Raw genomic sequence first — 16375 nt, 5'->3', positions numbered from 1 at the left:
CATCAGTAAAAAGGACCTTCTTCCAAAATTAGCTCCAGGTTCGGACGGTGTTTTTGTACCGCTTCGATAACCTCATTGTTCAGGGATGTGCCAAAGAGGTATACCTTTTTAAGGCTTTGGAAAGAAAGCAGGTGTAAAAGACTGGCATCATCCAGCGATGTAAAGGAAAGGTTAAGCTCTTCCAGTAGAGGCAAATCCTTCAAATAAGGCAAACCATTTCCTTTGATGGCTGTTTTCTGCAACACCAGCCGCCGGAGTTGTGTCATTTTTCCCAGATAATAAAGGTCGTCGTCTGTTATGGCACTGGAAGCCAGTGAAACCCTGGAGAAATAGGGGAAGTAGGCAGAAAATTCCTGAAGTTCCCTGCTGCCTATGGGGGCAGGAGGAAATTTCATCTTCAGCCCAAAATACTTCCCGTTGGCTCGCTCATCGGGAACGATTTCGACTTCCATTTCCGAAGCCATACCCTGTAATGCTTTTAGTGCTTCCTCGAAGGCCTCTTTTTCTTCCAGAATTTTAAATTGTGCCTGCTGAATTTCAGGCATCATCTGCTCGAGTTCTGCCAATACGGATTTCTCCTGAACTTCTCCTTTGGTTATTTCTTCGGAGGCACCTGTCTCAATCCAAAATCGCAAAATGCTGATTTCGCTTTCTGTTAACCCGGGTTTTCCTTCCGGAGGCATCCGATCGTCGTGTTCTTCCGGCAGCAGTACTCTTACCATCAATTCACTGGCATTGGCATCTCCCGGTATTACTGCCGGGTTTTCACTTTTTCCTGCTTTAAGGATAGCGGAGTGGCTCGTGAGCAATAAATCTCCCTTGGACTTGTTTTCATTGTGACAATTAGCACATCGGGTTTCCAGGATGGTAGCTACGATATCTGAATAGAGTAGCATGTCTTCCGGTGCTTTGTTGGGTTTTTTGGCAGGCAATATTGCCGCAATGGGTTCCGATAAATAACTTTCTCCGTGGGTCAAAGATCCGCCCAGGTGGCTCGTATACGCCAGCGATGCATTGGTCAGGAAGAGAAAACCAAAGAAGAACACGGTAGCTAATCTGCCGGAAATTGGGCGCAGCTCGTAGCATATAGCACTGATGGAGAGGCAGGAACCGGTAATCAGGGCTCCGTAAAAATGATTGCTAACCAAGGACCCGGAATAGGCTTCTGATAGGTAAAGAACATAACCGGCGCCTATAGCAAACATAGCGGCTATCACTGACACGCCCAGCAAGGCTCGGATAAGGGAGGAATCAATGATCCCCGGCTTTAGCTGGGCCAGTATAATCCCGGCGGTGACCAACAAAATCAGGACGATTGGAAAATGAAGCACCAATGGGTGAAACCTACCCAGCAATACCCAAAGTGGATTTCCTTCGTCCAACGAAATGGGAACCAGCAGAAGCATCACATAAAGGATCAAGGTTAGAATGGAGATTCCTACCAGCACCCATGAGGATAGTGGGGTTTCCTGGATTAATTTAAACCGTGTCGTTTTATTCATAAATAGTCCTGCAAACAAGGGCTTGTTTTCCTGCTGATGGTGCGGAAATGATCATAAAAAGCAATGAATTATCAGGCCATGATATTGGAAAGTGGACCGGTGCTGTCGGCAAACGTTTCCTGCTCCAGGCCTACGGTTTGCATCCAACTGGTGTACAAGTTGGCCAACGGGGTGTTTTCCTCATAAATCAGGTTTCGGCCGGTTTTGATTTTATTTCCCCCATGGCCACCAAGAACGATGGGCAAATTCCGGGGAGAATGCCGGTTTCCATCCCGTAGTCCAGAAGCAAACATTACCAGTGAGTTATCCAGCAGGGTTCCATCTCCTTCTTTTATTCCCTTTAACTTGTCCAAAAAGTAGGCGTATTGTTCCAGGTGCCAGCGTGTGATCCGGTCATATTGTTCCATTTTTTCCGGGTGATTCATATGATGCGAGATGGAATGATGCGCACCACTCACCCCCTCAAGAAAGGAGAAATTTCGATTGCTAACCGAATTTCCAAACATAAAAGTGGCTACCCGGCTGGCATCACTCCAAAAGGCTAGTGCCATGATGTCAAACATGAGTCGGGTTTTTTCGGTAATATTTACGCCTCCATATACCTCTACATACTCGTCAATATCCTGGTTGACACGTACGAGTTCTTTCTTAATGTCGGGGGTAATGTTACTGGCAAAATCCTTCAGGTTGGAGGGGTTATTGACTCTTTTTTCGATGGACCGGATGGATTCCAGGTATTCTTCCAGTTTATCCTGATCAGAACGGCCTAGATTATTCTTTAATGATTTGGCATCCTGTAAAACAGCATCCAAAATGCTGCTCTTGTGCGGGTTTTCCTGGGAGGAATTACCCGGGACAAAGGACTTGAATAACCTGTCAAAGGCCAGGCGAGGATCAATCTCCTTGGAAAGGGGAGTGGTAGCATTTTTCCATGATATGCTACTGGCATATAGCCGGGTAAACCCTACATTGATATCCACTCCGGTCTGGATCCGGTCAAGTCCGTATTCTAATGAAGGAAAAAGGGTTTCGTTTTTAAAATGATTGGCAAGAATCTGATCCACCGATATTCCTCCACTATTGATGTTGTCTCCGGCGGTTTTTTGTATGGGCAAACAGGTTAAGAGGTTGGCTGTTTTGGCGTAATGACCATCCGCACCCTGAAAAATGGAATGCTTATTCATAAGTTGCCCCAGAATCAAAATATCGTCCTTTAAGTGGGTTAGCGGAGAGAGCGTAGGAGAAAGCATAAACTCCCTTCCAATGCCCTCCGGTGTCCACCTGCCCGGATGCACTCCATTGGGCATAAACATGAATGCGGAACGAATAGGGAATCCATCCTTGCCGAAGTTGCCTCCCCTGCTTAGTGGTGAAGCCATGGCCTCTAAAAACGGTAAAGCGATGGCAGCACCTACTCCTTTGAGCATTTTTCTTCTGGAAATTTGCCACTTTTTATTCATAATCAGTAATTTATGGATATTTTTCGCTTAAAGTCAGTTATTTTTAAACTTTTCAATCGATTTCATTTACTCTTTTTTGAAAATCCTTAATTTTCATTCGAAACGGATAGCTATGAACCAATTCGGCAATGAATTGATCCGGATTAAACTGATGCTCCATTAGCGAGGTAGTCAAATCCCGGATGGCCATTTCATCCGTAAAAGTCATCCCCCGGCCTATGGCAAAGGATAGTGCTTTTTTGGATAGATTACGCGCAAACTTTTCTTTTTCCTGTAGCAGCAGTTTTTTTAATTCCGCCGGACCTTCAAAGGCTTCACCAGTAGCTAAAACCCCCGAAGGATCGATAGGGGTATTGCCATAACTTTCTCGCCATTTTCCATCTGCGTCAAAATTTTCCAGGCCCAATCCCAACGGATCCATTTTTTCATGGCAGGATTGGCAGGCAGGATCTGAGCGGTGTTTTTCGAGCAAGGCTTTCAACCCAAGATCTTCATGCAGACGCTCGTCTTCCGGAAGTTCGGCCACATCAGGTGGAGGGGGAGGAGGAGAGGTTCCCAAGATCTCTTCCAGGACCCATTTTCCCCTCAGAACCGGACTGGTGCGTGTCGGTAGGGAAGTGACTGCTTGTACACTTCCCATACCCAAAAATCCACCCCGGTTGGTATTGGTCAGCATCACTTTTTGGAATTCATTTCCCTTCACGCCCTCAATTCCATAGTAATTGGCCAGCGGTTCGTTCAGAATGGAATAGTCGCTGTTAATAAGGTCTAGAAAATTCTTGCTTTCGGTGAGTACATGGTGAAAAAAAGCCGTCGTTTCCCGAAACATGGCGTCTCGTATGGACGGTGTAAAACCCGGAAATTTTGCCTGATCTGCCAGCGGGGCGTTCGGATCTTTTAATTTGGTGATCCCCAGCCATTGGCTGACGAAAGATTCCGAAAATCGAATGGCCTTGGGATCATCCAACATCCGATTTACCTGCCCTTCCAATACCTTTTGATCCTGAAGTTTGCCAGCGACGGCGAGTTGAAACAGGCTGTCGTCCGGCATGCTAGACCACAAAAAATAGGATAGGCGGCTGGCCAGTTCGAAATCTCCCAATTTAACCGGTTCATTCCCAGTTGGCTCTTCTTCCATTTTGTACAAAAAAGAGGGGGAAATCAGAATGGCTTTAACTACCTCCGCCACCGATTGGTTGAAGCGAGTCGGGTCGGGTTTTTCGGGCATGGATTCATATATCCTGGAAAAAAGGTCCAGAAAGTGTTCCTTTTCCTCCACCTTTATCAGCCGACGGAAAGCCTTGCTGGCAAACGGAAAAATAACCCGTTCGGCCGCTTTTTCAGGCGGATTGAGGGGCGTAAAATCGGATGAAAATTTGGGCATCAACCAATTGATAAATCGTTGCCAGATAGTTTGTCGGTAACGATCCGGAACCAGTTTTGCCCATTTTAACGGATCGTCCAATGTCCTGGATACAATCTCTTCGGCAGCATCATAGTATCGCTCCATTTTTAGCGGAGTGAAAAATAAGGATCCGCCCTGATTGTCAAAACCGCCTCCACCGGAGCCATCTGCAGGAAAACGTCCGTCAGCATCGTACGAAACACCCATTAAGTCCAATATGGTGTAATGGTACTCGGTATGGCTGAGTCTTCGGATGACCACCTTGCCGGGGGTTTTCTTTTCCAAGGATTTGAGGAGTATGCCGTTGATCCCCTCTACTAAAACATGATACTCATTTTCATTAAGGGCGGGTTTATTGGAAGGAGGCATTTCTTTGGTTTTTACCTGATCCACCACTTTGAGCCAAAGTTGACCATCTTTGACGATTCTTCCCTCTTCTTCGTACTTTTCCAGATTTACCCCGCCCTTTGGGTTGCCCACATTATGGCAGGTATAGCAATTATCCCGGAGAACAGGGATGATTTCCGTTGGGTAATCCAGGGTTTCCTGGGCGCGACCTTCTGAAACCAACAGGCAAAATAAAAAAAGCCATATAGGAGCTTTCATCAGTGAAGTTGTTGTTCTTTGGGCATATTGATCAAAAATCAGTTAAAAGTAAATGAATATTATCAATAATTCCAATTACATTTTGATAGATGGTCCCTCAAGCATATTTCTGCCCTTGAAAACGAGAAACTTTTTTTGACTAAAGGAGCGAAAGAGTATCGAACTGAAAAAAAGGGGGGAAGTGGGTTTGCAATTAAAGAAATCCTGTCTGGTAGCTAGGATGGCATTTTTGACCTATTTGTATTGAAGTAAAATGGCCCAAAAAAAAGGAAACTCAATTAGAGTTTCCTTTTAAAATGTTTTATCAGGTACTAACGGTTCGAATCAGGAATTCAGGCATCAACGCCCAACGCCTTAGCCATAACTTCACCGATTTCGGCAGGAGATTCCGCGACATAGATGCCATTGTCTTTCATAATGCGCATTTTGGCAATGGCCGTATCATCTTTTCCACCGATGATCGCTCCTGCATGGCCCATTCTTCGGCCGGGAGGGGCTGTTTGACCGGCAATAAAGCCCACGACTGGTTTTTTGTTTCCGTTTTCTTTGATCCATTTGGCTGCTTCTGCTTCGTAATTCCCACCAATTTCACCAATCATAACGATGGCATCTGTTTCGGGATCTTCCATTAGCATCTGTACGGCTTCTTTGGTGGAGGTACCAATAATCGGGTCTCCCCCAATGCCTATGGCGGTAGAAACGCCAAGTCCTGCTTTCGTGATTTGATCAGCAGCTTCGTAAGTCAGGGTTCCGGATTTAGATACCACCCCTACTCTTCCAGGTTTAAAAACAAACCCCGGCATGATACCAACTTTTGCTTCTCCCGGAGTTATGACTCCTGGACAATTAGGCCCTACCAAAATGGCCCCTTTCTTTTTGACATAGGGTTTGGCTTTCATCATATCCTTGACAGGAATACCTTCTGTAATCGTAATGATTACCTTAATCCCCGCATCCGCTGCTTCCATGATGGCATCCGCTGCAAATGCCGGTGGAACAAAAATGATCGTCGTATCCGCTCCTTTGGATTTAACGGCTTCCTCTACGGTATTGAACACAGGCTTGCCCAAATGGGTACTTCCCCCTTTGCCGGGCGTTACTCCTCCTACCAGGTTGGTTCCGTATTCGATCATTTGCTGGGCATGAAAGGAACCCTCCGTGCCAGTGAACCCCTGTACGATGACTTTAGAATTTTTATTTACCAATACACTCATATGTCTGCTTTAATTATTTCGCTACAAAAATAGAAGATAAAGGGCGATCACAAAAAGAATTGGCAAACAATATCATTTTAATTTAGACTATAAATAACTTTTTATATTTTTAGCAACAGTTTGACAAAGTATGAACAAATTCTTTACCTTGGTTTTCTTGCTGCTATCCCATCATTGGGTCTTGGGTCAAACATTCAAGTTTAATAAGCAGATAAGAGGTTTCGGGGAAATCCCTCATCAAATTTACTCCATAGCCCAGGATCAAAAAGGATTTATATGGGTAGCTACTAACCAGGGGGTGAAGTTTTCTGACGGAATTGTGTCAGAATTCCTGCCGGATAGCATCCAAAATTCCTTTGATTCCGAGCAGAAAATCTGGGTAGACGAAGACGGGCAGGTTTGGGTGTACCAGCAGAGCGGAAGCCCTACGGTGTATCAATACACCATGAAATCGTGGGAGAAACCTGAAAAATTGCTGGATCCGGTAGATACGACGGCATTTTTCGGTTCCATAAACCTTTTTACCCTCGGAAGGAAAGAAGACCGGCAGGTTTTTATGGTGATGGATGGTCAAATCGTTTACCAGAAAAAACCAGTGGAAGATCCCAGGGTGCTGAACACCGAAGGTTTGGGTGATTTTTATTCCCATTTCGTATCTGAAACAGACACCTTATTTCTTTTCAAAAAGGGGGTATACCGTTTTGAAAAGGATCGTCTCCGGCCAGAGACACGGATGACATTTGGTTCGGAAGCCGATCCTCTGGTAAAAATGGCTTACCTGCCGCGGGATCAATCTTATTATTTCTTGACCCGCAATAATCTGTATAACGGAAATACCCCCTATTCACAATCAGATACGGTATATCGAATTTCTCCAGGCGTGCCGATAGGGCCAAAGGACAGGTTTGATCTTTTCGTTAGAAACGAAAAGGTTTACTTTTTTTATAATTCACAACTTATCCAGCTGAACGTGGAAACGCGCCGGAGGTTTGTGCTTTCGGCATACGATGACCTCCGCATCAAAATAATAAATACCGCCATGGTGGATCGGGAAGGAATCATATGGATTGGTACTTTTCGTGGAATGGCCAATCTGGCCAGCACTCGGTTTCAGAATTTTGATGGCCGTACCGGGGTTCCCAGTCCGGATATATCTGCAGCCATCATGTATGATAGGCAGAAGTACCTGGTAGGGTTTGAAAACGGCATTCAGGCGTGGAGAGGAGGAGACCCGGTTAAAACACACCTGATTTCCAAGGATAGTAACTCGTATCGGCGGGACAGGGTTCTGAATTTTAGCAAAGATACCAGGGGAAATGTGTGGTTCTCAGCCTATGAAAACGGATTAGGCTTTTTTAATTCCAAGACCATGGAAATGGAGCTCTTTTCGTTGCCGAATGATCAGTTGGCTTCTTATGTTTGGGCAGATGGTGACGACCTTTGGGTGGCTGGTCAGGGGCGTATTTACCATGCAAAATTACCTGTTCCTGGCGCAGGCCCATCCCTACAGGAGAGGGATATCGGATTTCCTTCCGGGGAACGTATTGGCTTTATTAGAAAGCTGGGCCGCTTGAAGGATGGTAAATGGATTGTTTTGGCGTCGGGAGGCGCGGCACCTAACGAGGAAGTAAAGATTTTTCCCAATCTGATGAAACTTCAGGGGTATGATTTTCTGGAGACGAATGATACCTTGTTTGTTGGGACAGAAAATGGCTACTTTTCCCTTCAAAATGACTCACTAAGACCAGCTCCGATTTTAGGTCAGGACATTGAGCATCCTGTTTACAGTATTTTGAAAGATGAGAACGGAAAAATCTGGCTCGGGACAGATTCAGGAGTGATCGTTCAGGAAGAGGATAAAGTACGGGTTTTTACCGAAAACACCGGGCTAATCGGTAATGATGTGGCACGGGGAGCATTGGTTCAGGCTGACAAGGGAAGAATTCTGATAGGGACCCAAAACGGTGTATCAGTTTATTATCCAGAGGAAGACCAGGAAGCTCTTGCAGGTCCGTTGGTTTTTCTGGAAAATGTTTCCGTATTGGACCCGGACCCGGTGGAGACGGAGTTTCCCAACATCCCCTATCGGCTCAACAACATTGCCTGTTCTTTTGGTGCGGTTAGTTTTAGCAATTCACCCGATCTGATCGTAAGTTACCTGCTAGAGGGATTTCATTCGGAATGGCAAAAATTGGAAAATCCCCGGACGAATCAATTGTATTTCAATAATCTTCCTCCCGGTAATTACAGATTGGCACTTAAGGCATCCCTGGCTGGATTTCCTGAGTCTGAAACCATATATTCTAAGGAGTTTCAAATAGACTATCCGGTTTACCTTCAGTTTTGGTTTATTTTGTTGCTTATTGCCTTTTTGATTGCGCTGGGCTATGGAATTAGCACCTTATACCGGCAGGCCAAGAACCAAGGCTTGTTACGCCATACCTTAAACGAAAAAACCTTGGAAATTGCCAACCGGGAAGATCGGTTTCGCAATGTTTGGAATAACTCTCAGGACGGTCTGGTGCTCTCCGTTCAGGGGGGGAGGGTGATAGCAGCCAACCCTACCCTATGTGAAATGGCTTCTGTTTCGGAAAAGGAGCTACAGGCCCATGGAATCACTTATCTGTTTTCTGATGCCGCATTCTACCCCAACGTTCGGGAGAAGATAGGGGAAGATTTGCAAAAAATCGATGGTAAGGGCTTAACGCTGGAACTTGAAATGCCCTTTCGGAGCGGTAGGAAAGAGATCGAGCTTTTAATTTCCCGAATGAAGGAAGATTTTGAAGGCAAACCCCTTTATATCAACGTATTCCGGGATATTTCCAGGAAAAAGGCCTTTGAACAGGGCTTAAAGATCGCAAAAGATAAGGCCGAAGAGGTCAGTCAACTAAAAAGCAATATTATTTCCAACATGAGCCATGAAATAAGGACTCCTTTAAATGGTATTTTAGGTAGCGCAGAACACCTCATGCAATGCAGGTCGGAAGATGGGGAATTGCTCGGGCATCTGGAGATTATCAAGGAAAGTGGCGAACGCCTGCTTCAAACGATGACCAATATCCTGGACCTGTCTGAAATTGAATCAGACCGGGTGAATTTTACCTTGGAAAATACTAATATTAACGATTTTATTTCAAAAATTTTGGTAAAACATAAATCTACAGGGATAAAAAAAGGTATCTTAGTCACTTCAAAGTTTCCGACCAAGCCATTTTATGGAAATGTGGAAAGGAAATACCTGGAAATTATTGTAAATAACATCGTTGGTAATTCGGTTAAATATTCAGAGAAAGGCACGATTCAGGTTTGGGTGGAGAAGATCGACCAGCAGCTCGCCATTCAAGTACAGGATCAAGGTGTGGGAATGAGTAAAGACTACCTATCCAAATTGTTTTACCCCTTTGAACAGGAAAGTAAAGGTTTTAACCGTAAATTTGAGGGATCGGGGATAGGGTTGGCCATTTCCAAGCATTTGGTCGAACGCCTGGATGGAACCATTCACATAGAAAGTGAAAAGGGTAAAGGTACCCTGGTTAAAATTTTCTTACCTCTCGACAGCTAAACCTATCTTATGGAAATGAGTGATTTTACTAATTCCGAACGGATGTTTTCCTTAAAAATATTAATTACGGAAGACGATACTGTTTCTGCACTTTTACTTAAAAAAGCCCTTGAAAAAAACCACCATCAGATCATCGGGATGGCTGATTCCGGGGAAATGGCACTGGAGATCCTGAAAGATAACCGGGCGGATATTGTCATGATGGATATCAATCTTTCCGGTAAACTGGATGGGATAAAAACCACCGAAATCATCAATGAAAAATACAACATTCCGGTCGTTTACCTGACCGCAAGCTCGGATTCCGAAACCCTGCAAAAGGTGGCCGTAACCAATCCCAGTGCTTATGTAATCAAACCTTTTAATATCCGGGAGTTAAACATGGTGATCGAATTGGCCATTTTTAAGGATAAGAAAGAAAAGGAACTCCAAAACCTTAACAATGAGCTGGAGGAAAAAGTAAAAAAACGGACCGCTGATCTCAACGAAGCCAATAAAGAACTGCAAAAGGCGCTGGAAAAAGAAAGGGAATTGAGCGAATTAAAATCCCGGATCGTTCAGAATGTGTCTCATGGTTTTAAAACACCACTCACCTCCATTCTTAGTTCGGCTCAGTTATTAAAACTTTATGCTGAAAAAGACCACCCTTTCAAGGTGAAAATTGTAAAACATGCCTCCAAAATCGAAAACTCGGTTCGGAATCTCAATAGTCTATTGACCAGCGTACTCTTCTTCGGGAAGGCGGATGCGGATAAAATGAATTACAAACCAGTCCGAATCTATACCTCTGCTTTCTTAAATGAAGTCGTAGACATGGTTAAGGCAGGCGTTGAAAACGATGTGAAGATCATCACTAATTTTGAGAAACTTCCAAAAATGATCACTTCAGACATGGATCTGCTCTACCAAATACTTGAAAACCTGCTGTCGAATGCAGTAAAGTATTCAAAAGACGGTGGAACGGTCACCTTTAGGGTAAATCATGAGGATGATTTGTTGAAATTATACATCAAGGATGAGGGAATAGGAATTTCCGATGCCGAACAGTCTCAGTTGTATGACCGGTTTTTCCGAGCAAAAAACGTGGGCCTCCGGGAAGGATCCGGGCTGGGGCTCTCCATCGTAAAAAAATGCATCGAAGTAATCGGAGGTAAAATCAGCTTTACAAGCAAAATCAATAAAGGAACGGAGTTTAAAATCGAAATTCCGGCAAAAAAATAAGCAGAAATGATATCGGTTGATTCCATTCAATTTGCCTACCATAAAGACCAGACATTCTTAATTCCGGATTTTACCATTAAAGGCGGTGAAGCCTTATTGGTGCTTGGAAAATCGGGCAGTGGAAAAACCACCCTGCTAAACATCATGGGCGGCTTGCTGGCTCCTCACCAGGGGCAGGTCTTTATTGACGGGGTGTCGCTTTATTCGCTGAAGGGAAATGAACGGGATACGTTTCGCGGCAAACATATTGGCATTATTTTCCAAAAACCCCATATTCTAGCTCCCCTTACCGTAGAAGAAAACATTTCCCTGCCTCGGTTTTTTGTGAACAAATCCTCCCCCTCGCGGGTGGATCATTTTCTGGAGGAGCTGGATATTTTGGATAAGAAACGTGCTACTATTGAAACGCTAAGTGAAGGAGAGGCCCAGCGGGTGTCCATCGCCAGGGCACTGGTAAATGAACCGAAAATTATTCTTGCAGACGAGCCCACGGCTAGTCTGGACGATGAGAATGCCAATATAGTAGTCAATCTTCTGAAAGAACAGGCTGCTAAACTCAATGCCGCCCTGCTTATCGTCACCCACGACCAGCGGATTAAAGATCAAATAGAACAACGCATAACCATTACGCGGAAGGACTTATGAACATGTTTAAGCTTGGCTGGAAATATCTGATGGTAAAGCCCTGGAATACGGGATTGAACATCCTTCTACTGGCCCTGGGACTTTCTATCATTACGGTCCTGATCCTGATTCAGGATCAGTTTGAAAACAAAATGAACCGGGATGCTGCCGGTATTGACCTGGTGGTTGGAGCCAAAGGCAGTCCCTTGCAATTAGTACTTTCATCGGTATATCATATCGATTTTCCCACCGGAAATATCCCCCTTGATGAAGCCGACCAGCTTTCTGCCAACCGGTTAATTAAAAACACCATTCCCATGGGATTGGGAGACAACTACCAGGGATACCGGATAGTGGGAACCAACCACGATTACCTGAAATTGTACGAAACCGAATTTGCCAGTGGCGATGCCTGGCTGCGGCCTTTTGACGTGGTGATAGGCAATGTGGTAGCGGAAAAATTGGAATTGGAGGTCGGAGACACCTTTGTGGGATCTCATGGGATAGCCGCAGCCAGCCACGAACACGACGAACATCCCTATAAAGTGGTGGGAGTCTTGGCATCCGGGGGAAACGTGGTGGATCAGTTGATTCTGACCAGCATCGAATCAGTATGGTATTCCCATGATGAAGAACACGATCACGATAAAATGGAGCAGGAGGTGGCTACAACCGGCCTTCCTGAAATTTCTGCGGAGGAAACCCGCGAAATCACCACTCTATTGGTTCAATATAGAAACCCTATCGCTGCCGTTCAGTTACCCAGAATGGTTAACAGCCGAACGTCCTTGCAGGCGGCATCTCCCTCCTTTGAAATTTCCCGGCTATTTGAACTGCTGGGAGTGGGCATTTCCCTGATCAGAGGGTTGGCTTTGGTCATCGTCTCTATTGCCGCGCTGGGAATATTTATTGCCTTGTACAATTCCTTGAAAGAAAGGAAATATGACTTGGCCGTTATGCGGGCCATTGGCGCATCTAAAGGGCAACTGTTTTTTCTGATAATTCTGGAGGGTTTGATGCTTACTTTTTTGGGGGCCTTATTTGGCATACTGATCGGACACTTTTTTCTGTTCGTTTTGGTTATGCTTAATGAACAAGGGGTAATGTCCGGACTTACCGCTACTGTATTTCTTAGCAGGGAGTGGTGGATACTTGTCTACGCCCTGGTGGTAGGGGTGATGGCCTCACTGATACCAGCATGGAATGCGTATCGAACCGATATTGCCTCGCAGTTAACCAAGTAAATATTGAACTATCTATGAAATACCTTATTATCTTATTGACGTTTTTTTCATTTTCGGCGCTGGCGCAGCAAAACAGCGTGTGGAAAGACCTGTCCAAGGTAACTTATGAAATTGGGGAGGATGAATTTGGAGAACTTTACCTGCCCGTTTTTGATGAAAAAGTCAGGGGGCTCGAAGGAAAAGAAGTCACTGCAGATGGATATATTATTCCTTTCGAAGGGATGTTCAAACCAGAGCATATCATTCTTTCCTCTCTTCCGCTGGCAGAATGCTTTTTTTGTGGATCAGGAGGTCCTGAAACAGTGATGGAAGTAATGCTCGAAGACCCCATTAAGTATACTTCCAAGAAGGTCCAAGTGAAAGGAACCCTGGTACTGAACGCCAAGGATCCCGAGAAATTAATGTACATTCTGACCGATGCTCAGTTAATTTCTCCCTGATAAGGTTCTAATATCCTGAAGCTGCTGATGTTGCGGTTTCGGTTTCGAGGGCTAAAAACGATTGCATCAGATTTCTAGTGAGTGGTCCGGGCATGCCATCACCTATCCGAACCTGATCGATTTGGGTTACCGGTAAAATTCTTTTCGTCGTAGAGCTAATAAACACCTCATCTGCCGCCATGAGATCCTCCAAACTAAAATCGGTAAAGCTGACATCTTTTGCCAATCGAATCACCTTATCCCGTGTGATTCCCCATAGTATATCGCGTTGGGGAGTGTAAAGGAGCCCATGTTTGACCATGAAAATATTACTGCGGGAGCTTTCCGAAACCCTTCCTTCGTAATGATAAACCACGTCCTCCGCTCCTTGTGCTTTCCAGTCCAGGCTAAGGTAGCAAGGGAGGGTGTAATTAGTTGTTTTGATAGCCGGCATCGGTCGCACATAACTAGTGCTAAGCAGTTTAACCCCTTTTTGGTATTTTTCTTCGCCGGGCAATTGCAGCGCTTCACAAAAAATAAATACCTGACCCCGCGCCGGTAAAAAGTGATTATCCGAGAGGCCTCCGGTAAGAATCATACGGACTCCTCCGTCCTCATGCTCGTTTTTCGCTATTAGTGCGTATATGATTTCTTTTAATTCCTGCATGCTGTAATCCAGGGGAAGCCCTGCCTTAGCAGCTGAATCGGTGAAACGTTTGAGGTATTCCTCTAGAAAAAGGGGATGCCTGCCCACTGTACGGAAGAAATCAAATATGGCATAACCTCGAATCAATCCTATATCCAGCGGATGCAGGCTGGCCTGATTACTTTCGATGATTTTATCCCTGGCAAAACAAAATGGCTTCATATTCATTTTTATTATCTTTTTAGAATAGAATTTTTTATTGCTAGTAAAAAATCGGTAATTTTCATTTCTTTATAAAGGTTTTTTATAAAGTTTACCTGAAAGATAATAAACTCTCAAAAATTCCAGAAACAATAGGACATGAAATTAAAACCTTTTCCTTTAATTATGGTGTTTTTCACGCTACTATTTTCTTGTAGTGACGGAAAAAATGAAAATCAGGCGTTAAAAGACCGCGTTATTTCTGTCCACGACGAGGTAATGCCTGAAATAGGTAAGCTAAAAAGTCTTCAAAACAAACTCAGGGAACAAGGTGATTCCCTGGAGCAGGTGTCTGCTGCTGCTGAAAGCCATTTGCAGTCCCTGGAAGCTGCTGCCCAATCCTGCGAACGAGCATATGATGGCATGTTCGTCTGGATGCGGCAGTTTGAGAGCGACTACGAGGATATGACAGAAGAAGAAACGAAGTCCTATCTGGAAGAGCAATTAAAAAAGGTAGAAAAGGTAAGGGACGATATCAAATCGGCACTTTCGGTTTCCGATTCTTTATTGAACGTCCAAATCTGATTGGTCCGATAATGCCTCTTTCACCTGATTGGAAGAAATGATTCCTTTCTGATGACCCCAGACATTATAAATATAGGTGCTGATTTGAGCGATTTCCAAGGGGGTTAATTGGGGGTTTCCAGGCATGGGTTGGTTGTACACCAGTCCGTTTACCGTCATTTCACCTTGCGCCCCGTAATGGATAATACGAATGGTGCGAGCAATATCCTCCAACATATAATCGGATTCACGAAGGGGAGGAATGAGGCGTTTCAGCCCACTTCCATCTTCCTGGTGGCAATTACTGCAATAGGTTAAGTAAAGTTGCTGCCCCTGAATGGCATACTGTTTGGTTTTTAGATCCTGTATTTCCTGGATTCCAGGAACTTTTTCCTCCGTTGAAGCACTGCAGGCAAGGAAAACCAGAAGGATAGGAAGGGTTAATAATTCAACTGCTTTCATCCGGTAAGGCAAGAAGCTTGGGGATGTCGTTGATCAGACGATCTACTTGTGTGGCTTTGGTGCCATCATACACCCCGCGGATCCTACCCTGCTGATCAATAAGGACGAAGGCACCGCTGTGCAGATAGCCACCAGGTTCGTTTTTATCGGACATGGCCGTGGTTAAATAGGAAGTTTGTCCTATTTCAAAAATCTTTTCCTGATCTCCGGTGAGAAAATTCCAGGTATCGGCATTTTCTACTCCCAGTCTGGCGGCATAGTCTTTAAGTAAGGCCACCGTATCGTACTCAGGATCTATGGTATGACTGAGGATTTTGAAGTCAGACTCCTCTTTAAATGCCTCGTAAACCCGAAGCATTTCCTTTTTCATAATGGGGCAAATCGTAGGGCAACTCGTAAAAAAGAAATCGGCGACGTATACTTTTCCTGCCACATCGACATTTGAAACCGTATCCCCTTCCTGATTCAGAAAAGCAAAATCAGCAATGGTATGGTAAACGGTATCTGTATGGGTTCGGCCGTTTACCGTTAGCTCCTCCGCATGGCGGTTTCCAAGGATTGGGAGTTTATCCGAGCTGGAAGGGCTCTGGCAGGCGGCCAGGAGACCCAGTAGTACCACTTGGTAGATTTTTGAAGAAAGAATGGTTTTCATATTTTTTATAAGACAGCGGGAAAGTGGAATTAGTTCCGTTCCCGTACTTTTTTGTACCATTTGGTCGCCAGCATCAGTAAGACTCCGAGCACAAGTAATCCGACCATACCCCAAACCATGTTGAGCAGGTTTTTGAGGACGATCAGGAATACAATCGCAAAAAGCAGGAGGGTAGCGAGTTCGTTCCATAAGCGGAGCCGGGTACTGCTCCAGACCACCCGGTCTTTTTGAAGGGACAGGTAAATACGGTGACAGCCCAGGTGATAGGCGTAAAGCAAAACGACAAATCCCAGTTTGGCATGCATAAAGGGCAGTTGAAGGTAGCCAGGACGGTAAAGCAAAACGGCAATTCCCAGCATCAGTGTCAGTACTGCCGATGGCCAGGCGATGATGGTCCAAAGCCTCCGGGTCATCAGGTCCAATTGAGGCTTAAGGACACTGCGTTCTGCCTCTGGCCGTTGCAGCGCTTCTGTTTGGTAAATAAAAAGCCGGACCACATAAAACAATCCGGCAAACCAGGTAACTACGAAAATGATATGAAGGGCTTTTAGGTATTCGAATGCCATTGTTATTAATTTGTGCTAAATTAAGGG

The 16375-nt window shown here is 44.8% G+C and carries 14 protein-coding genes; 6 read left to right on the top strand and 8 right to left on the bottom strand.

Translation table 11 applies throughout. The features are described 5' to 3' along the window. Nucleotides 1–2: 2 nt before the first annotated feature. From GJS45_RS16560 to sucD, 4 genes are all read right to left on the bottom strand, one after another. Nucleotides 3–1502: a c-type cytochrome domain-containing protein gene (locus GJS45_RS16560; protein ID WP_235954819.1), complete on the bottom strand. Its 1500-nt coding sequence runs from the start codon at nt 1500–1502 to the stop codon at nt 3–5. Between the two features lie 71 nt (nt 1503–1573). Continuing rightward, on the bottom strand, nt 1574–2962 hold the full coding sequence (locus tag GJS45_RS16555) for a DUF1552 domain-containing protein (RefSeq protein WP_162342982.1): 1389 nt from the start codon (nt 2960–2962) through the stop codon (nt 1574–1576). A gap of 52 nt (nt 2963–3014) precedes the next feature. Then, a complete protein-coding gene (locus GJS45_RS16550) occupies nt 3015–4973 on the bottom strand; it encodes a DUF1592 domain-containing protein (RefSeq protein ID WP_162342981.1) in 1959 nt (652 codons plus the stop codon). Nucleotides 4974–5305: 332 nt separating this feature from the next. Next, complete coding sequence (gene sucD, locus GJS45_RS16545) at nt 5306–6187, bottom strand: succinate--CoA ligase subunit alpha (RefSeq protein ID WP_162342980.1); 882 nt, start codon at nt 6185–6187, stop codon at nt 5306–5308. Nucleotides 6188–6317: 130 nt separating this feature from the next. On the opposite strand from sucD, the gene GJS45_RS16540 reads away from it, so the two are divergent. The 5 genes from GJS45_RS16540 to GJS45_RS16520 are packed head-to-tail and all read left to right on the top strand — an operon-like array spanning nt 6318 to nt 13278. Continuing rightward, nucleotides 6318–9749, top strand: a complete 3432-nt coding sequence (locus tag GJS45_RS16540; RefSeq protein WP_162342979.1) for a sensor histidine kinase — start codon at nt 6318–6320, stop codon at nt 9747–9749. Between the two features lie 42 nt (nt 9750–9791). Beyond that, nucleotides 9792–10970, top strand: coding sequence for a hybrid sensor histidine kinase/response regulator (locus GJS45_RS16535; RefSeq protein WP_162343155.1), 1179 nt, complete (start codon nt 9792–9794; stop codon nt 10968–10970). Between the two features lie 6 nt (nt 10971–10976). Continuing rightward, nucleotides 10977–11615, top strand: a complete 639-nt coding sequence (locus GJS45_RS16530) for an ABC transporter ATP-binding protein (RefSeq protein ID WP_162342978.1) — start codon at nt 10977–10979, stop codon at nt 11613–11615. Beyond that, entirely contained in the window at nt 11612–12838 is a 1227-nt protein-coding gene (locus tag GJS45_RS16525) for an ABC transporter permease (protein ID WP_162342977.1), read from the top strand. Before GJS45_RS16530 ends, GJS45_RS16525 begins: the two co-directional genes overlap by 4 nt. Nucleotides 12839–12852: 14 nt before the next feature. Then, nucleotides 12853–13278 carry a hypothetical protein gene (locus tag GJS45_RS16520; protein WP_162342976.1) on the top strand — a complete coding sequence of 142 codons (426 nt, stop codon included), beginning with the start codon at nt 12853–12855 and terminating at the stop codon, nt 13276–13278. Between the two features lie 7 nt (nt 13279–13285). Here the strand turns inward: GJS45_RS16520 and GJS45_RS16515 are convergent, their stop codons facing one another. After that, on the bottom strand, nt 13286–14131 hold the full coding sequence (locus GJS45_RS16515) for an aminotransferase class IV (protein WP_317165111.1): 846 nt from the start codon (nt 14129–14131) through the stop codon (nt 13286–13288). A 132-nt stretch (nt 14132–14263) separates the two neighbouring features. Between GJS45_RS16515 and GJS45_RS16510 the strand changes: the two genes are divergently transcribed. Then, nucleotides 14264–14689 carry a hypothetical protein gene (locus GJS45_RS16510; RefSeq protein ID WP_162342975.1) on the top strand — a complete coding sequence of 142 codons (426 nt, stop codon included), beginning with the start codon at nt 14264–14266 and terminating at the stop codon, nt 14687–14689. On the opposite strand, the gene GJS45_RS16505 is transcribed toward GJS45_RS16510, so the two are convergent. Genes GJS45_RS16505 through GJS45_RS16495 form a run of 3 tightly spaced genes read right to left on the bottom strand, consistent with a single transcriptional unit; the run spans nt 14669 to nt 16348 of the window. Next, on the bottom strand, nt 14669–15130 hold the full coding sequence (locus tag GJS45_RS16505; protein ID WP_162342974.1) for a c-type cytochrome: 462 nt from the start codon (nt 15128–15130) through the stop codon (nt 14669–14671). The genes GJS45_RS16510 and GJS45_RS16505 overlap by 21 nt on opposite strands. Further along, the gene (locus tag GJS45_RS16500; protein WP_162342973.1) at nt 15117–15782 is read right to left on the bottom strand and encodes an SCO family protein; all 666 of its coding nucleotides are present in this window, start codon (nt 15780–15782) and stop codon (nt 15117–15119) included. The genes GJS45_RS16505 and GJS45_RS16500 overlap by 14 nt, the downstream gene beginning before the upstream one ends. Nucleotides 15783–15811: 29 nt before the next feature. Further along, nucleotides 15812–16348, bottom strand: coding sequence for a CopD family protein (locus tag GJS45_RS16495; RefSeq protein WP_162342972.1), 537 nt, complete (start codon nt 16346–16348; stop codon nt 15812–15814). Between the last annotated feature and the right edge of the window lie 27 nt (nt 16349–16375).

It is taken from the genome of Cyclobacterium salsum, assembly GCF_010119245.1.
In the GTDB taxonomy this organism is placed as follows: Bacteria; Bacteroidota; Bacteroidia; order Cytophagales; family Cyclobacteriaceae; genus Cyclobacterium; species Cyclobacterium salsum.
This window is presented reverse-complemented; position numbering and strand designations above follow the sequence as displayed.